This is a genomic window from Hoeflea sp. CAU 1731 (assembly GCF_039888615.1).
Taxonomy (GTDB): Bacteria; Pseudomonadota; Alphaproteobacteria; order Rhizobiales; family Rhizobiaceae; genus Flavimaribacter.
The window spans coordinates 598,129-620,023 of record NZ_JBDQQS010000001.1 but is presented as its reverse complement, the minus strand read 5'-3'; the positions used below and the strand labels follow the sequence as shown (position 1 = coordinate 620,023).

Sequence of the window (21,895 nt, the reverse complement as noted above, 5' to 3'; positions counted from 1 at the left end):
GCGCCGACCAGGCAAGTAAACTTCGGCACGACGACGATCAGCTGGCGGCAGTTTGAACCAGTCGGCGTACCTCGTCTACGACCACTTTTCCCATCGAATTTTTAGGCAAGGCGTCGACGAATAGGATTTCCTTGGGCTGCTTGAAGCGCGCAATTCGGTCATTAAGAGCCGAATGGATATTTGCGGCGGTGAGCGTCTTGTCGGCGCGGGTCACCACGGCGACCGGCGCCTGACCCCATTTCTCGTCAGGGCGGCCAACGACGCAACATTCGCCAATTCCCGACAGTTCGCTCAACACGCGCTCGATTTCAGCAGGATAGATGTTCTCACCACCGGAAATCAGAATATTCTTGAGCCTGTCCTGAAACCAGTAGAGTCCATTGCTATCGCGCACAGCCACATCGCCTGTCCTGAACCAGCCGTCCTTCGTGCTGTCACGCGTCGCTACAGGATTGTTCCAGTAACCGCTAAAGCAGTTCGGGGCTTTGACCCAGACTTCTCCGGGGATTCCATCCGGCGCTTCCTGGCCTTCGGCATCGACAATACGGATCGAGCTATGAAGCCCGCGCCGTCCGATGGAACCGACAGTATCGAATGCTTCGTCGATTGTTTGATAGATGGACACAGGTCCGGTTTCTGTCGCTCCATAGATCTGCACGACCGGGATCGTTTTCACATGCACCTTTTCAATCAAAGATACGGGAACGTCAGTCGATCCGATAGCCATGCATTTCAGGCGAGGCGGATTGAATACTTCCCAATCCGGATGGGAGGTCAGCGCGCGCAAGATCGTCGGAACCACGGTTACGAGAGTGACAGTGTCGAAGAGTTCCGGCGCGTAGAAGGCGTTCGGATCGAATTGCGCATGCAGCACCACGGTTCCGCCCGCCAGGAATGTCGGCAAGGTCTGTATGTTCAGACCACCTACATGGAACATTGGCAGGATATTCAAAGTCACGTCGGTGTCGGAAATGCGGAAGGCGTGACGGCTGCTCAACGCGTTCCAGAACACCGCCTGCTGTGTGATAACAGCACCTTTCGGTCTGCCGGTCGTGCCGGAGGTGTAAACCAGCAAAAGTGGATCGGTTATACGCCCAAGCTCTATCTGTTGAGTGGTTTGTATGGTGCTTTCCAGCCCGACCCTGGTTTGGACGATTCCATCCAGTTCCCGCGTGACGCGTGGAAGCACGGTTTCGAACGTCGTATCGTGAAACAGGACCCGTACACCGGCGTCAGATAGCACATAGTTCAACTCGTCAGCGGCAAGTCGCCAGTTGAGCGGCACAAGCATGAGACCCAGACGAGCCGCGGCGAACAGCAGAATGATCTGTTCGTCGCTGTTCTTGCCATACCACGCGATACGATCGCCGCGTTTCAAGCCGAGTTCACCTGAAAGATACTCCGACTGGCTTGCAATCTTCTTGCGCAACCCGTCGTATGTTGTTTCCCGACCGTTGAAAATCAGCGCGGCCTTTTGTGGCGTGAATTCTGCGTGACCGGTAATCCAAGTATCGATGGTCTGCGCTTCGACCGAACTCTCCATGCTGTCAGGCAGCATCTTCGTCATCGGTCTCGCCTTCCTCGTAGAGCGCCTCGCGTCCAAGCTTGTCCATGCACAGTTCCGCCGTCCATGGAAGCATCAATGAACCACAGCGGCTGTCACGATAGAGCCGTTCCAGAGGTAATGTGCGAAGCATGGACTGTCCGCCGCAGGTTCTGATCGCCAGTCGCGATATTTCGTTTGCGTTTTCCATGACGGTGTATTGCGCCGCCCAGGCTCTCATGACGGACGCCTTGTCCGGACCCGGACGGGCTTCCGAAATTGCCTGGAACCAGATCGCCTTGGTCTGTTCAAGCATGATCCGCATCTGCGCGACTGCGAGTTGCTTCGTCGGATACATACGCCGTTTCACCGGAGGCATGCCTTCGATTTCGCCACGCAAATACCGCACTGTGAAATCATACGCGGCCTGAGCGATGCCCATGTAACTTGGCGTCAGCGTCATGAACATATGGGGCCAGTTTTGCGCCGCTGAATAGTATATGCCGCGAGGCATCAATTGTTCCTGGTAAGGAACGAATACATCCTTGAAGATCAACGTGCGTGACACTGTTCCACGCATGCCCAAGGGATCCCAGTCGCCGACCACCGAGACGCCTTCTGCAGTATTCGGGATGGCTATGTACATCGTATTGCGCCGCGACGGTTTCTCGTCCGCGTGCTCCAACTCTGTGCACAGAACGCCGTAATAGTCTGCGTGACCCGAGAGCGAAGCGAAAATCTTCTTGCCATTTACGATCCATCCGCCATCCGACCTGACCGCTGTCGTGCCAAAAGCCTTGAAGCCGGCTGCCGCTGCACCGCCTTCAGAGAACGGCTGCGCATAGATCGCGCCTTCTTCGACAATTCGCACGTAATGATGCTTGCGATAGGCTTCGTGCTCTTTTCGCTGGCAATCGTCCATATCGAGGCCATCGGCGAGAAAACCCGTCCACAGGCAGGAACTGACATGCATGTTGAATGTAAGCGCCGTCGCGCCGCAATAACGGCCGATTTCCGCAGCTGTCAGCATATAGGTCTGGTAATCGGCCCCTACCCCGCCAAATCGTTCCGGAACGCAAATTCCCAACAGGCCGGAAGACGCAAGGTCCTGATAGTTCTCTGTCGGGAATGTCGCTTCGCGGTCATACACGAAAGCGCGGCGAGCGAATTTTTCCTGTCCAAGCTTGCGCGCGATTGTCGCAAGTTCGATTTGCTTGTCGGTCAGTCGCCAGTTCTCCGGCTCGAAAATGGCCGTATCACCACTATCCATTGTTAAACCTCTTCTTCAGGAAATCCGATATGATTTGATTGGTTTGTGCAGGGCCCTCGATGTTGACGAGGTGACCTGCATTCTCGACGAGATGGAACTCTGCTTCGCGCATTTTCGACGCCATCCGCTCCATGGTTTTTGCGGGCGCCGTGCGGTCTTCACCCCCGGCGATTAGACAAGCCGGGCAATCAATGGTCGCGATATCGTCACGCCGGTTGAAAGTGACCAGGCACTCGAGAACTGCGCGATAGGTTTCGACGGGCACACCGGCCATCCAGTCGGTCGCTGCATCGATAACGGCGGAACCTGCCGACGATCCGATCATTGACGGAACCAGCCGTTCTGCGACCTGTCGCATTGATTTACCGGACGCCAATGGCGCAAGCCGTTGTTCAAGAAATCTTTCCTTGAATTCCGCGTCGCGCCCTCCGAAAGCAGACGTCGTCGCGATCAGGACAAGGGAGGCAACCTGACCAGGACAACGTAGCGCGTAGTCTATGGCTATCATCCCGCCTATGGAGTGGCCGACAAGGTGGACGCGATCGAGCCCCTTGACCTCCAGAAATCGCCTCAATTTTTCAGACAATGTTTCAAAATTGGCCGGAGAAACGGCTTCAGACTCGCCGTACCCCGGCATGTCCCAGGAAAGGATACGCGTATGCGCGCCGAGACCATCCAACTGAGGACGGAAGCTCTCGGCTGCGCCACCGATTCCGTGCAGACAAACGAGAGGCGTCCCTCCCCGCCCATTTTCCAGATAGGCGACGCCTGCGGCGTGCATCATGACGTCAACTTGCCGTTTTCGACTACGCAACGATCATCGAGATGGATCGTGCAACCCATCATCGGCAGGTCGAAATGCCCGTCGGTGAAACGGTTTGCGAATTCATTGGCGCCGGTCGAATACAGAAAATTTCCTGCAACCGCCCGCAGTTCCGTCCCGTTGCAATCCCGCATGTCATACATTGTCAGCGCTTCGTAACGGGCGGCTCGATTGAGCCCCCATCCGACATGGCTGGTCGCGAATGCGTTCTTGTCACCAAAGGCGTCGAGATAATCGCGCATGAGGCGGGCGTCGACGCCGCTGCCTTCAATCCCGGTGACGTAGTCATCTTCCAGATGAAAGACGACCTGGCTGTCGAAATAGCGTTTGAAAGTCAGATTCATGTCGCCTGGTTGAAACACCAGCCGACCGTTGACGGAACCTGCTGCTGGAAAGCTGACCACAATGCCGCCAGGCCAGTGTGCAAGCGTTCCGGGGCGGTCTGTCCATCCCCATACGCCGACGGTTGAGGCGCCGTCCATATTGACTGTCAGATCGGTGCCGGCGTCGCTCGCTACTGTCATGGCGTCGGCGCCACGGCACAGTTTCACTGCGGCCTTGACATCCTCCATCAGCGAAAGTTCCGGCTTGCACCGTTCAAGCGCGTCCGGATGCTCGTTGGATATGTTGAGGATGCGGGTCCCGCTTTTCAGGATGCCTGCTGTTTGAGGCGCATGCATCAGACCTTCGACAGTAAGGTCGATAACAACATCCACGCCGCATAGCGCGGATACGGCCGCAGTCTGACCATTCAATGCGGTCGATGCTCCAGTTGAGCGAAGGATCGCCGGACCAAGTTGCGGAGGCGTGGGCACCTTGACATTGAAATAGGTGGCCTCGGTCCGCGCCAGCGCTAGTTCGGCAAGTTGAACATTCAATGAGCGGCTTTGCGTCTCGGAGAGAATAGCGACTGACTGGCCAGCGTCGATGGCGCAAAGATCCATCACCTGCTGGAAAGCGTCGATCCACTTGGCTTCAATCCTGTCCTCAAACACTGCGGCCTCCTTCTTCGATCCTCGCTTCATTTGCAATGTATATGAAAATGAAATATATTAAAAGTAATATATATTCGCAGGAGGTGGTGATGCGTGACAAGCGCGGCCTACGCAATGCTCTTGGAAAATTCGCGACCGGCGTCGCCGTTGCAACGACCGTCACTCAGGATGGCAAACCCGTCGGCGTAACCATCAATTCATTCGCCAGCGTTTCGCTGGAACCCGCGCTTGTCCTGTGGTCCCTGACCCGTAACTCGCCAAATCTCCGGCATTTCACCGGACATGGTTGGTTCGGCATCAATATACTGAGTGCGAGCCAGTCAGAGGTAAGCCGCGTTTTTGCATCGCCGACGCCCGACCGCTTTCAGAAAATCGACTGGAGTTACGGCGTTCATGGATTGCCGCTTCTTGATGGAACGCTCGCGAGGTTTGAATGCGAGGTTGAACGGGTAGCCGATGGCGGCGATCATCTTGTATTCTTCGGTCACGTACACGCGCACAATGAGGAAGAACGCGAGCCGCTTCTTTTCTTCTCGGGACAGTATGGAACCGCAAACATTGCAAGTTGAAACGGACATCTCCACCGACAGACCCTTTACCGGCGACTATCTGCTGTACCTTCTGGCGCAGGCCAGCGCGGCCGCCAGCAACAGTTTCCATGCGGATCTTGCGGCGCTTGGCGTATCTGTGCCCAAATGGCGCATTCTTGCCAGTCTCCATCCACTCGGCCGGATCACCATCGGACAACTTGCGAAGGAGTGTCTGCAAAAACAACCGACATTAACCCGTATCGTCGACAGGCTCGAGCAGGATGGTCTTGTCAGGAGATCCCATTCCCTGTCGGATCGTCGGGAGGTGCGTGTCAGCCTGACTGACAAAGGCAGGGAACTGACAGCCTGTCTTGTCGCGCGGGCAAGACATCACGAGGCTGCAATTTTGGACAACTACAGCGACGACGAGGTCGAAGTCCTGAAGGAGACGCTCAGGGAGCTCGTAAGACGCACCGCTTCGGCCGATTGAGTCTGTTAGGCAGGTAGATGCTGAATACGATTTTGGCGCCGGAGGCCAATCACGGCCCAAAGGCGCGCTCGGATTGCATTATCTGAATTCTGCAATCTTTAAGCGATTATTGTTACTTTTACGATTAGTATTTATCTGCTATCCATTATTAGTGGCATATTTATCACGTATTTTTCACGCTCACCGCACTCCAGTCGAACGAGTTCCAGTGTAGAATCTCATCCAAACCAGAGCAGCCTTGCCTGCTTTAGGAGTTTGAGATGGCGCAAAGACAGACCAACTATCGACCGGTTGATTCCGGGCGGAACAGGGCGGCGAAGGCGCTCGCCCGCCGATCCATGGCTACCTTCATGGCGGGTGAGCGCCCTACTTTATCAGTTCCTTCAAACGAGGAAGACTGCCACCGTTTTTCCACAGTCAGCGTGAGCAGTTTCACCAAGGGTCTTCCACACAATCCCTATGGCATAGCGAACCGACGCGCCTTCGAACAGTTCGTGACAAGTTTGACATCCGAAACAGCCGGCGGCTCAATCCTGACTGGTTGCGCCAACGAGGAATTCCTGGGGTGGGAGGGCGCGCGGGACGGACACGCTTATACTTTGAACGGAGCGGACGCCTCGACGATTGCTTTGCCGCCCGCCCCCAAACTTGGATTTTGCGAGGCAACGGCCGAACTGGCGGAGCTCTACGCCATGGCCCTTGTGCGGGATATTCCCTTTGGCGCGTTCTCGAACCCCAAAACCCCAATCGGATTCTACTACCCTCCGACCCATCCGCTGAAACCAGGCAAATCAGCGAATCTTGGCGATCTTTTTGACGAACTGGATAAACTCGCATGGTTTGATAAGGCGCGCACCGTCGCAACTTCGTTTGGTGGGCGGCGATTGACGCAGCCTGAGCTGCGTCGCAGGCAGGTAACCTGGTTGTCGAACCAGGGTCGTGTCTCAGTTGACGCGCTTCTGTCAGGAGCCACTTGCGGCGGAGAAAACTGGCTGTCACAGTTTTTTTTGATAGGTAGCGGTGGGTGCGAGCGACATCCGGAGCGCACGCCTTCATGCGGCCTGATTTCCGCCGGCGCATATTCAATCGATCAGCGCATTGCAGCGCCAGTAGCCTGTATTGATTATTTGACCAACTGGCATGACTGGTTGCGTAGTCAGAACGGCGCCAAGGCAGCCGCGTCTCACGCCGCCTCTGACCGGATCAGATTCGTTTCGACGCCGCGTGATCTCTCCGCGTGCAGTCGTTGGAATCCCGCTCACCAGCCATTTGTAAATGCTGCGCTCATCCTTCTCGGCAATAATGCACCTTGCGACCCCGGACTTATGCTCGGCAACAAGGGGTTGTCATCAAGTTGGGGTTTCACAGAAATCAATCGCTTGCTGGGAGACGCCGTATTGCAGGCCACAAGAGCAGTTCGCAGGCAGCAATACCAGGTTCACCGCCGCGGACGGCCCGAGTCTCTGGCCGCGATGCTATCGCTTGAAGCAAATGGCGAGGGTCGGCATTTGGGCGAGGCCCGAAAATCGATCCAGCTTATGCTGAACGATCTCGGTGCAGGGCAACCTGACGACGCCTCCCGTCCCGGCGTGTTACTTGACTGGATCTCGCAATTGAATGCAGATCGAAACGATCGAAAGCCTCGAGGTTTCGAGGCCCTGTTCTCGGTTGACCCCAACCGCAACTATCTGCTGCCCATAGCTTGGCCAGACGGCGCTCCTATGTCTCCATCCTACGGGTCCCTGCGCGCTGCCATCGCAGGCGCTTGCGTTACTGTGTTAAAAGCGGTTTTCGACATGAAAGTCACTTACACGCGCGCGACAGGCGCAAAGCATCACTACGCGCCAAGCGCTCTATCGGGTAAGCGGCTCGAAATCCTCGGAAACAGCCTCGGCGTCACGCTTGAAGGAGAACTGAACAAGCTTGCCTCCAACATCGCCATCGGTGACCGGTTCGCAGGCGTTCATTTTCATTCCGATTGTTACGAAAGCCTCCGCTTGGGCGAATGCCTGGCCGTGGGGATTCTCCAGGAGCATCTGCTCGAATACGGGTTTGCAATGTCCATGTCGTTTACAGGTTTCGATGGCGACAGAATAACAATAGCGAGCAATGGCAAGGCAGCTAGCGATTCCGTTCGCGCCTATATCGAGCCAGCTTGGGATTCCCTGCCTGAAAGCACGCCGCCGACTTGGGAGGCCATGGAAGACTGGGAATATCGCTTCAATTCCTGGTGGACCCGATCTGTTGTTGAATTTGAAAATCCGATGCTGGACCTCGACGAGGTCGATATTGAATTTGCAATGCCTCAACTCAAGGAAAAACTTCAACATCTGACGGCCTGAACGCCCAGGCGATCAGCGTCAGAGCAGGATGCCGCTTCGGTTGCGCCTCCGAAGCGGCATTCACTCTCTCCTCACTCAAAAACGGTATCCGCGTCATGACCAACGGAAAATCTTCGCACCAGGACGTTTTGGCAGTGCCTCGTACGACACAGCAGACGTCTGATTGCCGGTTAGCCCTGTCGCCGCGACAAGCATATGCGTCGGGTCAAGTAAGTCCCGCTTCAAATGACGCCTACTTCAAGGTGATCGCCGGTTCGATGGGTATCGGAATGCTTCTGGCCTTTGCGCTGCTCGTCGGGCTTTCATTTCCTGAAAGCGCAGCCCTGACCGACGCGACTGTCAGTGGTCACACATCGGTCTCTAACAATACGATCGCCACTGATCGCCGATAAAAACCGGTCCATGTTCCTGTTCAGGATACAACTGCTGAAACCCTATAGCTCACACCCGCTTCATCAAGCAACTTCTGTATGATTTCGGCGTTACGCGGCAATGACGGGTCGACCGTGTCCTTGTGATGTTGTCCGGTTACGATCAGATTGTGGTTAGGCAGTAGTTTATTCAGGGGATGATGAGGATTTGCAACTTCTCGCTGCAATTCGCGGCTGGCGATAATGTCGATATGGTCCGAAACCGGTGTATCGTTCATGTAATTGTGCAAAGCGTATTTCAGTTTTGCTGCAGCATAGGCGGCGCTGTCCGACGCGCAAATCTTAACCAGGCTGTCGCGTACGTCCTCGTCGAACTTGTCCGCTTTGCTGGCTCGCCAACGAAGACCGGTTTGTCGCTTCGCAATCGCCCTGTTCTTGATCTCCGGAATCTCGAACGCGTCCTTGTCCCTGAAGTCGATCCAGGATCCGTTTGTGAAAAATGTCCTGATCTTGGACAGGAATACCCAGAGTTCCGCCCTTGCCTTGCCGAACCAGGTCGTTCCGGCAAAAAGACGTCCGGCAAACAATCCGCGTTCCGCCTCATACCGGTCGCGCATCTTGCCTCTCTCGATCCTTGGGTCGACAAGGACGATGCGATCGAGCGCCTTTCCCTGTGCTGCGAATATTTTGATGATTTCAAGCGTTATCCACGCGCCGCCGCAATAAGCGGCCACATACCAGGGACCGGTCGGATTCATCTTGAGTATCGAGCGTGCGTAGTCAGCTGCTATTTCTTCTACGGTGCCGAAAGGCTCGTTCTGATCGTCGAATCCGCGAATCTGAAATGCGTAAACTGGTTGGTCCTCGTGGAAACCGGCCATGAATTGCGGCTTGGGAAAAAGAAATCCGGCGCTACCGTGTATGATGAACAGAGGCGCGCGTGATCCGCCGGTCCGGGCAGGCACAAGGTTGCTTGGAATTTTACGTTCGGTCGAGGCGGTTTCGCTCTGAATTACTTTGGCGACGGCCTGAATCGTCGAGTTTTCGGAAAGCCTGCCTGATTTGAACTCCACGCCGAATTTTTCGCTGATTGCCTTGGCTATCTGCGTGGCGAGGATTGAATTTCCATCAAGTTCAAAAAAATCATCATCCGTTCCCAGGCCATCTATTTGAAAGGCTTCGGACCAGATTTCCAGAAGGTCTGTTTCGATGTCGTTGACGGGCGCGACGTAATCTACATAGAGATCCAGACCGTCTCTATTAATCCGTTCGACCTTTTGATCCATTGATCCGCTCATTGGTGCTCAGAAGTTGTGGTGTCTCTAGCACTTTCAGTAAAAGACAACAAACGTGATGACGCCAAAAATACTATGCCACGGTCGTCAAAGATTGTTGGGGATCGGCGACGTTGGATTCGTCCATCATCTGTTGAATGATCCTTGCATTAACGGGAGAAGCAGATGCTACCGCATCAGTGTGATTTTCTCCCGAAATGATTCTGTTCTGGCGTGGCAGTATCGTATTTAACGGGTGATTTCTGTTCTCGAGTTCCTTTTCCCTGGATTTGCTGACGATGATGTCGACCGGCTGATTCAGCGGTGTACTGTTGGCGTAGCTGTAAAATGCGTGTTTCAGTTTTGCTGAAGCCAATATTATGTCCGTCGTGCTTTCCAGCGTAACAGCCTCGTCCTCGACCGACTCGCTTTCAAACTTCTTCTTTAACTGACCAATGCGTACAGCCCGTTTCATATGGTTTTTCTTCCGGGACAATATCCAATGGCGCACGGCTGGCACATCGAAAGCGCCGATATCGCGGTAGTCGATCCAATGGCCAGTCGCCAGGAAGCAGCGGAAACGAGCCCAATTGGAGTGAAAGTTCAATCTTTCCAGCGCGGATGTTGATAGAACTGGCTTGATTATGCGCGCCGGCGTAGAATAATGCATGTCGAACTGTTCGCGCATTTTTCCGCGCTGGATACCGGGATCAATCAGCACCAGGCGGCCAGCTTTTTTTCCCATGGTTTCGAGCCTGCGCGCCATTTCGACGACGATCCAGCTTCCGGCGCAATAGCCGGCGATAAACCAGGGGCCATCAGGACTGACTTGCAGCATTGAGTCGACGTAATCCGCGGCAATCTCTTCGACCGTGTCGAGCGGTTCGTCACGCCCGTCAAATCCACGTATCTGAAATGCATAGACTGGCTGATCGTTGTGAAATCCCGCCATGAACTGCGGCGTGGGGAAAACAATGCCGGCGGCGCCATGCACGAGGAACAGCGGCGGCCGGTTTCCGGTTTGCCGGACAGCTATGACGTTGCTGGGCAGCAAAAGGTTATCATCGGAGCCGATAAGATTCACCATGGCGGCCGGGGTGCAGAAGTGAACCAGCGCGCCGGTTTTAAAGGAGGCCGCGAACGTCTCATTGATCCGGGTTACTAGTTTCGCCCCGTTGGTCGAATTCCCACCGAGATCGAAAAAGTCGTCATCCATGCCTAGATTTTCGATTTCAAGGCATTCTTCCCAGATTGCTAATACCTTACGCTCGACAGGCGATGCGGGCTCGATAAACTGGTTGGTCAGGTCGAGAGAATCCCGAGAGATCTGCGACGACTCCTGATGCATGCAAACTTTCCCCTGTGCGACGCCATCAGCGATCTCAAACTGTCCGCCGGCATGGTGTCTTACTTATATAGATAGGCGACTGGCGCATTGCATCTGATTGCGTTGGGGTGGGCAGCCAGTAACAATGCGAACCATAGACTATGATAGCATACTCTGACCGGCTTCAGGAACCATCTGGCGCAGGTTTGGATAAGCTATGCAATCTTCCGGTGCACATGTTTGGGAAGCATAAAAGCGCGCCGCTTGTCGGCTTCACGCATCGACACTTTCCCATCCACCGCAGCCGAGTAGCCGGCTCCTCGAGTATAGTCAAGCATAACGGCGAAAGCCACAATGGGGAGCCGTTGAAACCGATGCTGTTTGTCAGTGTTTAGCAGGCTGGCGCGGTGTCTGCCCGAAAATTAGAGGCGCATAAACTTGTGATGAAAATTCCCAGGGAATCTGCTAAAGAAAATTCAGTCGCTTCGTGACCGAACTTCGCAGGATAGCAAGAGGTCAGCGGAATCCGCAGATTCCCGAAACAAAGCCAAAATGTATTATTATAAAATAATAACAGTTATTTAGCGTATTTGAGCCTGTAATATTCTCCATTTTCAAGTCCGATCACGACTGACTGGCCATCGTGGCCCCTATCGATGAGCATGTCCTTGTCAATACGGGCTGGCAGTTGAAAGGCTGCGACATTCGCCCAGACGTCATTGGCAAGCGTGACTATTCTCAGAGCCTTGCGATCGGCGTCAGGCAGGGCGAGATCCAGTCTTCCGTCTTGATCGAAATCGCCTGAAGCCGACAGTCCCATCTTTCTCGAACCAATGAAATGGTTGGAGAAACCTCCCGCTTCAGCTCTGTTTTTCAGCTTGCCCTCGCGTAGTTCCACCAGCTTTAGGACGCCGCCAATATGCGGCGTTTGGACATAGGCGATTTGAAGCCCTCCGTTACCCACGTAATCCTCAATCCCTGCAACATTGAGCCAACGGTTGGGCCGCCCGATGAACTTGGTCGCGGCAATCTGGACAAGGCGCCCTTCCCTCAATCCATACACGGACACCGAAGCTCCGCTGTGAACAGAAGACCGGATTGTGACCACCTCATTGGATCCGTCGCCGTCCAGATCATGGATTCTGGGTGTGCGGTCCTCGAAAACCTCAGTGTTCGGCAATTCCAGTTTCTCAGTTTCTCCATTCTGCAAACGAACGGCCAACACCGACGCCTCTATCGCGTCACCCAATATTCCGTGCTGATATCTGGAAGTCGGCCTTTCGTACCAGGCCGCTATTATGTCCCCCCCATTGTTGGAGGCGGCAAGCACGCCGTCAGGCAAGGAATCCCGGCTGTCAGGTTTCTGCTCCGGTTTCAGCAAACGTTCGTATGCTGCGACGTCAGTCTTTTTCAGTGTCCAAGCTGCATCGGCCAAGGCAGAAATGCAGGCCAGGCAGAACATGGCGCTGGCCAGCGCCAGGCGGAAACCGTTCATTTTGAAATTTCCGCTTTAATACAACGCGCAAAGGCAAATTCGACTGTTGCAAAAATGTAATACTGGTGTGATGTTGCTGTCATGGAGGAGCAAACTTTCAAAATTGTTGTCGTCGGCGGTGGCACCGCCGGATGGCTCACAAGCCTTATCATAAGGCACTACGCGCGCGAATCGAAGCTGCCCGTCGAAATACGTGTGGTTGAATCCAGCAAGATCCCGACCATTGGAGTAGGCGAAGGAACCACGGCGATATTTCGCCAGACCCTCGATCTGATCGGCGTGAAGGATACGGAATTCATCAAGCACACGGGCGCGACGATAAAGCTTGGGATTCGACACAAGGAATGGCTTCGCCGCGGCCACGTTTACGATGGTCCATTGGACGACCCGAATTTCCTTGCCGTGGACCCTTCCTTCCGGCCTGAAGAGATCGGCTCCGCGCTTCACATCTATTCCGTGGCCTCTGGAAAGGAGATACCGAACGTTCACCTGTTCGGACATCTCATGAAACGCGAAAAGAGCCCATACGGGCTCGATCTTGACGGCGCATTCATACCATCCGGACCATTCGAACACGCCTATCATTTCGATCAGGCCCGCGTTGGCGCCTATTTGCGCAGCAAGGCGGACGATATAGAAATCATCGACGACGAAGTCTTGGATGTCGGACTCGACGCAGAGTCAGGATTGATCACCAAACTACGCTGTTCTTCGGGTGCGGAAATTTCGGCTGATTTCTTCATAGACTGTACGGGCTTTCGGCGTCAGCTGATTTCCGGCGGGCTCGGCGGTAAGTGGGTTTCCTACCGCAAGAATCTTCCGGTCAATCGGGCGATGCCGTTCTGGCTTGAGCACAAGGAAGGCGACGAAATACTCCCTTTCACGCTCGCTTGGGCGCGGGAGGCGGGTTGGATGTGGGCCATTCCGACCCAGGATCGCATAGGCTGCGGCTATGTCTACAGTGACGAGTTCCTGACGCCGGAACAGGCGCAGCAAGAGATTGAAGCCGCAATCGGCCAGCCGATCGAACCGCGCAAGGATCTGAAATTCGATAGCGGAAGACTGGACGATTCCTGGATCGGCAATTGCTTGGCCGTCGGACTGTCTTCCAGCTTTCTCGAGCCACTTGAGGCGACTTCAATCCATGGTTCGATCGTCCAGGCCAGGCTTTTCGCAACGGAATTTTTGCCGGCGATGACGCGAGGTAAAGCCGTAGACAGGAAGCGATACAACTCGATCGTGGCCGCCCAGATCGATGATTTCATGGTGTTCATCAACCTTCATTACACGGGCGAACGAGACGAGCCTTTCTGGCGACATGTCAGGGAGAATTGCCTTCACGACAGGACGAAGGCGATGCTGGAACACTGGAAGAGAAAAATGCCGCGTTATGTTGATTTCGCAGCGTTCCCCTGTGAATTGCCGCACATCAATGCGCAGCTTTACTATCCGGTGCTTGACGGGCTGAACCATCTCGACCGGACGGTTGCGAAGAACGAGTTGGCTTCTTCACCCAAAGTCAGGTCGCACGCGCGCAAAACGACGGAGAAATTCGTCAAGGAAAATTTCAGAATAACAAACAAGTGCCTGGGGCACCGTGAATATTTGGAAAAAGTGGCGGAGTCGTCTTCCTGATAAATCGGTCTGTACCGCAGATTCAAATGCTCGGAAAAATTTGGTCAGATTGATTCAACTCAAGACGACGGATTCTTGGACATCCTAAGATGCAAATTCGGTCAACGAGATGGAAGGCGAACAGATGTACAACACGATTATTGTGCCTATAGACTTGTCTCATGAAGAGCGCGCTTCTCATATGCTTGAAGCTGCAAAGAGGCTTGGCGGCTCATCTGCAAAGGTTTACGTTCTCAATGTCTTCGATGACGTGCCGGGATATGTGGCGGCGGAGTTGCCTGCGGACATAATCGAGAACTCGAAGAATGCCTCCATGCAGCGTCTAGGGGGGATTGTCGCAGAAAGCGGTGTGGACGCTGAAGCGGTCATTCGTTCGGGCCAACCTGCGCGCGGAATTCTGGACCTTGCAGAAGACGTCAAGGCGGATCTTATTGTCATCGCCTCTCACAAACCGGGTTTCCAGGACTATCTGCTTGGATCGACCGCTTCACGGGTAGTGCGGCACGCCACATGTCCTGTCTTCGTAATACGCTGAAGTATATTTCCTTGCTGATGTAAAAAAGGCGCCGGAAAAGCCGGCGCCTTTGTAAATTGTAATGCTGTCTTACGGTCATTTCGGCAACTGGTCATCGACGCCTTCGACATAAAAATTCATGCCGAGCAAAGTGCCGTCGTCAGCCACTTCGCCTTCCTTCAGCCAAATAGAACCATCCTGCTTGTTGATCGGTCCCGCAAACGGATTGGTTTCGCCGTTGGCGACTTTGGCTTCGAGGTCCATGGCCATCTGCTTCACGTCATCAGGCATGTTTGTGTAGGGGGCCATTGTCAGGATGCCTTCAGCCAGGCCGTCCCAACTCGACTGCGATTCCCATGTTCCGTCCATCACAGCCTGGGTGCGCTTGATGTAGTAAGGCCCCCAGGTGTCCACAATCGACGTCAACTGTGTCTCGGGTCCAGCCTCGATCATGTCCGACGCCTGGCCAAAGGCCTTGATTCCGCGTTCTGCGGCAACCTGCATCGGCGCAGTTGAATCCGTGTGCTGCGTCAGGATATCGACGCCCTGGTCGATCAGCGCCTTGGCGGCGTCGGCTTCCTTGCCCGGATCGAACCAGGAATTGACCCACACGACCTTGATTGTGAAATCCGGGTTTACAGACTGTGCGCCCAGCAGGAATGCGTTGATCCCCTGCACGACTTCGGGAATGGGGAAGGAAGCGATATATCCTGCTACGCCTTTTTCCGACACTTTCCCGGCGATCATGCCTGAAATGTAACGACCTTGATAGAAACGGGAATTGTAAGTGGTGACGTTGTCGGCTGTCTTGTAACCGGTCGCGTGTTCAAATTTCACGTCCGGGAATTTCTCGGCGGCCTTGATGGTCGGATCCATGAATCCGAACGAGGTGGTGAACACCAACTCGCAGCCTGATCGGGCAAGGCGCTCTATCGCGCGTTCGGCGTCCGGGCCTTCCGGCACATTCTCTAGATAGACGGTTTCCACCTCGTCGCCGAAATGGTTCTGCAGTTCCTGGCGTCCGATATCGTGAGCCTGGGTCCAGCCGCCGTCGGTTTTGGAGCCGACATAGAGGAAGCAGACCTTGGTTGCAGCCTGTGCAGCCCCAGCGGTCATGGAAATGAGCGCGGCAGCCGACAGGGCCAGAATATATCTTTTCATGTTTCACCCTTTGGTTTTGGTTTCGTTTAGCGGTCCGGCACAAATCCCTGTCCGAGACAGGCCGGTGTGTTCATCAACGTCAATCGACGGTTTCTCGAAATCAACACGAGAACCACGATTGTTGCAAGATATGGCAGAGCGGAGAGGAACTGCGATGGAATTGCAACGCCCAGCGCCTGGGCGTGCAATTGTCCGATGGTTACAGCCCCGAACAGATAGGCGCCTGCAAGAACCCGTAGTGGACGCCAGCTGCCAAAGACGACAAGCGCCAGCGCAATCCAGCCTCGCCCTGCCGACATGTTCTCCACCCATTGCGGTGTATAAACAAGACACAATTGCGCGCCTGCTAGACCGGCGCAGGCGCCGCCAAACATGACGGCAAGGTAACGGGTTCGGATCACCGGAGTGCCCAGAGCATGCGCCGAATGATGATTGTCGCCGATTGCCCTCAAACGCAGGCCGGCGCGCGTGCGGAACAGAAACCAGGACACACCAAAAATAAGCAATATCGAGATGTAGAAAATGATGTCCTGATTAAACAGAAGCGGTCCAATAAACGGAATGGTCGAAAGCACAGGGATCGCAATCTCATTGAGCGGCACCCCTGCCTGACCGACGAAACTTTCCCCGATCATGCCGGAAAGCCCAAGCCCGAGGATGGTGAGGGACAGTCCGGTCGCGACCTGGTTCGTGACAAGGGTCAAGGTCAGAAAGCCGAACAGTAGAGAAAAGGCGGCTCCCGTGAGAGCGCCACACAAAGCGCCGAGATAGGGATTGCCCGAAAGCTTGGCGACGGCGAATGCCACCGCCGCCCCCATTATGATCATACCTTCGACGCCAAGGTTGAGGACGCCGGAACGTTCGACGACCAGTTCTCCGATCGCAGCAAGAAGCAGCGGTGTCGCAGCTGTCACGATGGTTAGGATGACCGCCTGAGTCAGATCCATCAGGAGACCCCTCCTTCCTTGACAGTCCGGTCAAACACCAACTTTACCCGATAGTTGATGAGCGTGTCGCAACCCAGGACAAAGAACAGCAACAGCCCTTGGAATACATCAGCGATCTTGTCGGGAAGCCCGATTGATATTTGCGCCGCCTCTCCGCCGAGATAGGTCAGAGCAAGGACAAGACCTGCGGCGAATATGCCCAGTGGATTTAGCCGACCGAGGAACGCGACGATGATTGCCGTGAACCCATAGCCAGGTGAGATCACCGGCTGGAGCCGTTCTATGGCGCCGGAGACTTCAGAGATACCAGCCAGGCCTGCAAGCGCGCCAGAAAACAGGAAGGCGAAAAAGACCATCTTGGAATTTGAGAACCCGGCAAAGCGCCCTGCCCTCGTTGACTGGCCGAGCACCGAAACCTCAAAGCCTTTCAGCATGTGGCGCATCATGAACCAGGTGAGAAGCGTCACAATGATCGCAAAGACGAAACCGTAATTGGTCGGACCCGACGACGGAACGATTTCGGGGAGAATCGCGTAGTCGTGAAATTCGCGCGTTTCCGGAAAATTGAAACCCTCCGGATTGCGCCATGCTCCTCTCACCAGCCAGTCGAGGAAGAGTTGAGCCACATAGACCAGCATGAGGCTGGAGAGGATCTCGTTGGTATTGAAGCGGGTTTTCAAAAGCGCCGGTATTGCGGCATAGGCTGCTCCGCCGAGCATACCCATCAACATCATGAGCGGCAGGACAATATAACCCTGCATGCTAGGAAGAAGGACCGGTAGAATGGAACCGGCGACCGCCCCCATGATGAACTGGCCCTCCGCCCCGATATTCCAATTGTTGGATCGAAAACAGACGGACAGTCCGACAGCAATTATAATCAGCGGTGCGGCTTTGATTGTAAGCTCGTGCAGGGACCAGACTTCGGTCAATGGCTCCACGAAGAAGCTGTAGAGCGCGCTGAATGGGTTCTTGCCCAGCAACCAGAAGATGATCACGCCGGCGAGGACTGTGAGGAGCAGCGCCAGGAACGGTGAGAAAATTGAAAACAGCGGAGATTGTTGCCGTCGCCGTTCCAGTTCAATGCGCATGAGACGCCTCCGACCCGTGGTCCTCTCCGTGGACACCACCCATCAGTAGCCCGATCCTCTCAAGCGTCATGTCAGCGGCCGGTTCAGCCTCTGTAAGCGTACCTTCGTTGATGACTGCGATTTTGGTCGCCACTTCGAATATCTCGTCGAGATCCTGACTGATAATAACGACTGCCGAGCCGTTTTCGGCAAGGTCGATCAGCGCCTGCCGGATCCGGCTTGCAGCTCCGGCGTCCACGCCCCAAGTCGGCTGATTGACGATCATGACCGAGGGTTGCCGGTCGAGTTCCCGTCCGACTATGTATTTCTGGAGATTGCCCCCGGACAGCGAGGAGGCTTGAGGATCTTCGCCTGATTTCCGGACATCCATATCTTCAACGATACGTTGAGCCGCCGTTTTAACCGCGCCGCGATTGATGATTTTCAGCGGTCCTCCCTCCAGAAACACCTTCGCGTCTGAGCGGTGCCGCGCAAGGATCATGTTGTCCGATAGAGACATCTGGGAAACGGCGGCATGCCCGTGCCGCTCTTCCGGAACGAAGGCCGCTCCGAGGAGGCGCCGACCTGAAATGTCGAGTTTTCCTACCGGCTTTCCGCCAATTGCGATCGCGTTGGCGTCGTGGGCAAGGAATTCGCCGGAAAGCATTTCGAACAATTCGCTCTGGCCATTGCCTGCAACACCAGCGATTCCGATAATCTCGCCACGATTGACAGACAGATTGATGTTCTTCAGGGCTACTGCGAACGGCGTCCGCGCTGGCGCAGAAAGCCCGTTTGTCTGGAGCAATACCTCGTCACCCGCCGAACCGGCGTGTTGGGTGACAGCCTTGACCTCCGAACCAACCATCATGCGGGCCAGTGAGGCCGCAGTTTCCTGGCCAGGATCGCAGGCGCCTGTAACCTTTCCGTGTCGCAAGACTGTCGCGCGGTCGCAAAGGCGTTTCACTTCTTCCAGCCGGTGGCTGATATACAGCACCGAACGGCCCTCGGAACGGATTTTTTCAAGCGTCTCGAAAAGCTTGTCCGCTTCCTGCGGCGTCAGGACAGAAGTCGGCTCGTCGAGGATAATGAGTTCGGGATTCTGGAGCAGAGTTCGGACAATTTCGATGCGTTGCCGCTCGCCCACCGAAAGATCGGCGACATGGGCGTTTGGATCAAGCGGAAGGCCATATTCGCGTGAGAGTTTTTCAGCCTGATCGGCTAGCTTTTCGATCGGTACGTCGTTATCCATCGAGAGGGCGATGTTTTCTGCGACGGTCAGAGCCTCAAACAGCGAAAAATGCTGGAAGACCATGCCGATGCCTAGCGCCCGCGCCTGACCCGGACTGCGGATTTCCACCGGATCGCCCTTCCAGTATATCTGCCCGCCAGACGGTTCGAGAGATCCGAACAGCATTTTTACGAGTGTCGATTTCCCTGCTCCGTTTTCACCCAACAAAGCATGGACTTCACTGGAATTGATTTTAAGATCGATTCCGTCATTGGCGCGGAATTCTCCGAAGATCTTTGTCAGATCCCGAACTTCAAGCAGGCAGTCGTCCCCATCCTGTCTCGCCTCGACCAAATACACTCTCCCCGAGTGAAGCTGTTAATTTCCTGGTTACCCAGAGCATTCTAGTCACAGCCCACGTGATCTTGAAATGCTCTCGAAATGAAAACTGCTTCAAGAATTTGACACATAATTGCAAAAGGACGGGTAACTGTCATCAAGTATTGTATTGATATGACCCCGGTTCCACATGATTTTGCTGCGTCGCAGCAGATTGACGCAATGGTTCGGGAGTTGTGGACAGGACGTGCTTCCAGCGCTAATTCCTGACCATATGAGAAATACGGAGGCGACCAGAACATGACTCCACAGTTCGACGTAATCGTCTGCGGAGGTGGTCTTGCGGGCGCCGCTGCTGCGCTGGCGGCTTGCCATTCAGCAAAGAATGTAGCGCTTATTGCGCCACAAAATCCCACCCCGGACGGGCGCACCACTGCTTTGATGATGCCGTCGGTTCGCTTTCTCAAGCAACTCGGTGTTGATTCTGCGTTTCTGGAACAGGCTGCGCCTCTGAAAACAATGCGCATAGTCGACGACACGGGGCGACTCTTTCGGTCTCCGCCTTTGACCTTCAGGGCTCAGGAGATCTCTCAAGAGGCGTTTGGCTACAATATTTTGAATGCTGAACTGCAGAAGATATTGATGCATGCTTTGCATGATGTAGAGCGCGTCACGGTTTTTAAGGTTGCTGCGGAGAAGATCACTCACGAGGAAGACGGAGTAAGAATTGTCTTGGAGGATGGTGCGCAGCTGGAGGGACGTATTCTCGCCGGCTCGGACGGACGCAACTCCCTTGTGCGGCGCTCTGCTGGCATATCTACACGGTCATGGTCCTACCCACAAACGGCCATCGTCCTGAATTTCGATCATGAATACGATCATGACGATACTTCAAATGAGTTTCACACCCCGGCCGGACCTTTTACTCAGGTGCCTCTGGGGCGCAATCGCTCCAGCCTGGTATGGGCCATGAACCCGCTGGATGCGGTTGATAGGAGACAGAATACAGACGACGATCTTGGTCAACAGGTAGAAAAACGTATGCATTCGATGCTCGGAAAGGTTAAAATCGCATCCGCGCGCGGCTTTTTTCCGTTTTCGGGACTGATCGCCACTCAACTTGGTAAAGGACGAAGTGTGCTTTTGGGGGAAGCCGGTCATGTATTTCCACCGATCGGAGCACAGGGTTTCAATCTCGGACTGCGTGACGTCAGTGTTTTTATGGATCTGCTTCGCCAAATTGAGACTGGCGGCGAAGCCACGATCGGAGACGCATTCGATCGCGGGAGGCGGTCGGACGTTGGAAGCCGCACCTATGGCGTCGATATCTTGAATCGATCGCTCCTCAACGGTTTTTTGCCAGTGCAGATGGCCCGATATGCCGGAATGACGGCATTGGCCCATATCCCGCCGCTGAGAGCATTCGCAATGCGTGAAGGCATGGGCCCTGCCCGGTCGCTGCTACCTGGTGTGGCGAACTGACATCAAGGGTTCAGGTAAAAGTCCGCAGGGAACCATCCCGCCTTCATACCTAGCAACAGGGTGGAAACCGACAGAACCGAAAGTGTTGTCGTGATCATTATGGTGGCAGAGGCGCGCTCCATCCACAAATTGTACTGCTGGGCGATCACAAAGACATTTGTTGCGGTAGGCAGGGCTGCTAGAAGCACTGCCGTGAATATCCAGACATCATCATAATTACCTGCGAGCGATAGCACTACATAAGTGATTATTGGGTGCAGGATGAGTTTTGCAGGCACGATATAGGTCAGTTCCACGGGGCGACGTTTGAGTGGTCTGAGAGCTAGTGTGACGCCCATGGCGAACAATGCGCAGGGCGCGGCGGCTTGCGCCAGATAATCGATCAACCTGACCACCGCTTCGGGGATTGGCGGGGCCATCCACGCGATGATAATCCCGGCGATTATTGACAGGATAATCGGGTGGCTGGCGATACGAACGGCTATGGAACGCGTAATTGCCAGAAATCCTCGTTTCTCGCTGCCTGAAAGGGCCATTAGCGCAGGCGCAACGCAAAAATGCGCCGTATTGTCGAAAACCAGGATCAGCGCCAACGGAGCGCCAGCCGCGTCGCCAAAAGCAAGTAGAGCTAATGCAGGTCCCATGTAGCCGATGTTTCCATAACAACCGGCAAGCCCCTGGATCGTGCATTCGGCAAGCGTGGCGCCACGCAGGAAGAAGGCCAGGCCGAACACGAGGACGAAAATAAGATAGGTTGCGAGCAGGCAGACGAGCGCGAAATCGATCTGCGCAAGCTGGTCTATGGGCGTGGCAGACAACAGACGGATGAACATCGCCGGGAGTGCGAAGTAGAGCACAAATATGTTGAGCCAACTCAGACCTTCGAGTGGATGACGATTGACCCGGGCCCCGAGATATCCCAGGCCGATCAAACCGAATAGCGGCAATATAAGACCGGCAATGTGCGCCATCTGACCCTAGACCAGGCGGCTTTGCGTATATTTCAACGCGGTATGTGAATGATTAATTTTTTCTATGATTATCATTGATTTTCTG

General features: G+C 54.7%; 19 protein-coding genes. 7 read left to right on the top strand and 12 right to left on the bottom strand.

The window, feature by feature from the left end:
* Positions 1 to 37 precede the first annotated feature (37 nt).
* Genes AAFN47_RS02980 through AAFN47_RS02965 form a run of 4 tightly spaced genes read right to left on the bottom strand, consistent with a single transcriptional unit; the run spans position 38 to position 4,631 of the window.
* Positions 38 to 1,567: an AMP-binding protein gene (locus AAFN47_RS02980; protein ID WP_499807716.1), complete on the bottom strand. Its 1,530-nt coding sequence runs from the start codon at positions 1,565 to 1,567 to the stop codon at positions 38 to 40.
* The gene (locus tag AAFN47_RS02975; RefSeq protein ID WP_499807715.1) at positions 1,548 to 2,813 is read right to left on the bottom strand and encodes an acyl-CoA dehydrogenase family protein; all 1,266 of its coding nucleotides are present in this window, start codon (positions 2,811 to 2,813) and stop codon (positions 1,548 to 1,550) included. Before AAFN47_RS02975 ends, AAFN47_RS02980 begins: the two co-directional genes overlap by 20 nt.
* A complete protein-coding gene (locus AAFN47_RS02970) occupies positions 2,806 to 3,597 on the bottom strand; it encodes an alpha/beta fold hydrolase (RefSeq protein ID WP_499807714.1) in 792 nt (263 codons plus the stop codon). The genes AAFN47_RS02975 and AAFN47_RS02970 overlap by 8 nt, the downstream gene beginning before the upstream one ends.
* The gene (locus AAFN47_RS02965; protein WP_499807713.1) at positions 3,594 to 4,631 is read right to left on the bottom strand and encodes a 2,5-dihydroxypyridine 5,6-dioxygenase NicX family protein; all 1,038 of its coding nucleotides are present in this window, start codon (positions 4,629 to 4,631) and stop codon (positions 3,594 to 3,596) included. The genes AAFN47_RS02970 and AAFN47_RS02965 overlap by 4 nt, the downstream gene beginning before the upstream one ends.
* Before the next feature lie 89 nt (positions 4,632 to 4,720).
* On the opposite strand from AAFN47_RS02965, the gene AAFN47_RS02960 reads away from it, so the two are divergent.
* The 4 genes from AAFN47_RS02960 to AAFN47_RS02945 all read left to right on the top strand — a co-directional run bounded on the left by AAFN47_RS02960 (position 4,721) and on the right by AAFN47_RS02945 (position 8,385).
* Entirely contained in the window at positions 4,721 to 5,200 is a 480-nt protein-coding gene (locus AAFN47_RS02960; protein WP_499807712.1) for a flavin reductase family protein, read from the top strand.
* On the top strand, positions 5,190 to 5,651 hold the full coding sequence (locus tag AAFN47_RS02955; RefSeq protein ID WP_499807711.1) for a MarR family winged helix-turn-helix transcriptional regulator: 462 nt from the start codon (positions 5,190 to 5,192) through the stop codon (positions 5,649 to 5,651). The genes AAFN47_RS02960 and AAFN47_RS02955 overlap by 11 nt, the downstream gene beginning before the upstream one ends.
* Before the next feature lie 701 nt (positions 5,652 to 6,352).
* On the top strand, positions 6,353 to 7,993 hold the full coding sequence (locus tag AAFN47_RS02950; RefSeq protein WP_499807710.1) for a phosphatase PAP2 family protein: 1,641 nt from the start codon (positions 6,353 to 6,355) through the stop codon (positions 7,991 to 7,993).
* 134 nt (positions 7,994 to 8,127) lie between these two features.
* On the top strand, positions 8,128 to 8,385 hold the full coding sequence (locus AAFN47_RS02945; RefSeq protein WP_499807709.1) for a hypothetical protein: 258 nt from the start codon (positions 8,128 to 8,130) through the stop codon (positions 8,383 to 8,385).
* Positions 8,386 to 8,405: 20 nt separating this feature from the next.
* Here the strand turns inward: AAFN47_RS02945 and AAFN47_RS02940 are convergent, their stop codons facing one another.
* From AAFN47_RS02940 to AAFN47_RS02930, 3 genes are all read right to left on the bottom strand, one after another.
* Entirely contained in the window at positions 8,406 to 9,650 is a 1,245-nt protein-coding gene (locus AAFN47_RS02940; RefSeq protein WP_499807708.1) for a thioesterase domain-containing protein, read from the bottom strand.
* An 82-nt stretch (positions 9,651 to 9,732) separates the two neighbouring features.
* Positions 9,733 to 10,986 carry a thioesterase domain-containing protein gene (locus AAFN47_RS02935; protein WP_499807707.1) on the bottom strand — a complete coding sequence of 418 codons (1,254 nt, stop codon included), beginning with the start codon at positions 10,984 to 10,986 and terminating at the stop codon, positions 9,733 to 9,735.
* Between the two features lie 556 nt (positions 10,987 to 11,542).
* A complete protein-coding gene (locus AAFN47_RS02930; protein ID WP_499807706.1) occupies positions 11,543 to 12,460 on the bottom strand; it encodes a hypothetical protein in 918 nt (305 codons plus the stop codon).
* An 81-nt stretch (positions 12,461 to 12,541) separates the two neighbouring features.
* Between AAFN47_RS02930 and AAFN47_RS02925 the strand changes: the two genes are divergently transcribed.
* On the top strand, positions 12,542 to 14,095 hold the full coding sequence (locus AAFN47_RS02925; protein WP_499807705.1) for a tryptophan 7-halogenase: 1,554 nt from the start codon (positions 12,542 to 12,544) through the stop codon (positions 14,093 to 14,095).
* 109 nt (positions 14,096 to 14,204) lie between these two features.
* Positions 14,205 to 14,630: a universal stress protein gene (locus tag AAFN47_RS02920; RefSeq protein WP_499807704.1), complete on the top strand. Its 426-nt coding sequence runs from the start codon at positions 14,205 to 14,207 to the stop codon at positions 14,628 to 14,630.
* Positions 14,631 to 14,705: 75 nt separating this feature from the next.
* Here AAFN47_RS02920 and AAFN47_RS02915 read toward each other — a convergent pair whose 3' ends face one another.
* The 4 genes from AAFN47_RS02915 to AAFN47_RS02900 are packed head-to-tail and all read right to left on the bottom strand — an operon-like array spanning position 14,706 to position 19,372.
* Positions 14,706 to 15,770: a BMP family ABC transporter substrate-binding protein gene (locus AAFN47_RS02915; protein WP_499807703.1), complete on the bottom strand. Its 1,065-nt coding sequence runs from the start codon at positions 15,768 to 15,770 to the stop codon at positions 14,706 to 14,708.
* A 26-nt stretch (positions 15,771 to 15,796) separates the two neighbouring features.
* Entirely contained in the window at positions 15,797 to 16,717 is a 921-nt protein-coding gene (locus AAFN47_RS02910) for an ABC transporter permease (protein ID WP_499807702.1), read from the bottom strand.
* Entirely contained in the window at positions 16,717 to 17,808 is a 1,092-nt protein-coding gene (locus AAFN47_RS02905) for an ABC transporter permease (protein WP_499807701.1), read from the bottom strand. The genes AAFN47_RS02910 and AAFN47_RS02905 overlap by 1 nt, the downstream gene beginning before the upstream one ends.
* A complete protein-coding gene (locus AAFN47_RS02900) occupies positions 17,798 to 19,372 on the bottom strand; it encodes an ABC transporter ATP-binding protein (protein ID WP_499807700.1) in 1,575 nt (524 codons plus the stop codon). The genes AAFN47_RS02905 and AAFN47_RS02900 overlap by 11 nt, the downstream gene beginning before the upstream one ends.
* 285 nt (positions 19,373 to 19,657) lie before the next feature.
* Between AAFN47_RS02900 and AAFN47_RS02895 the strand changes: the two genes are divergently transcribed.
* The gene (locus AAFN47_RS02895; RefSeq protein ID WP_499807699.1) at positions 19,658 to 20,839 is read left to right on the top strand and encodes a UbiH/UbiF family hydroxylase; all 1,182 of its coding nucleotides are present in this window, start codon (positions 19,658 to 19,660) and stop codon (positions 20,837 to 20,839) included.
* 2 nt (positions 20,840 to 20,841) lie between these two features.
* On the opposite strand, the gene AAFN47_RS02890 is transcribed toward AAFN47_RS02895, so the two are convergent.
* On the bottom strand, positions 20,842 to 21,810 hold the full coding sequence (locus AAFN47_RS02890; RefSeq protein ID WP_499807698.1) for an AEC family transporter: 969 nt from the start codon (positions 21,808 to 21,810) through the stop codon (positions 20,842 to 20,844).
* Between the last annotated feature and the right edge of the window lie 85 nt (positions 21,811 to 21,895).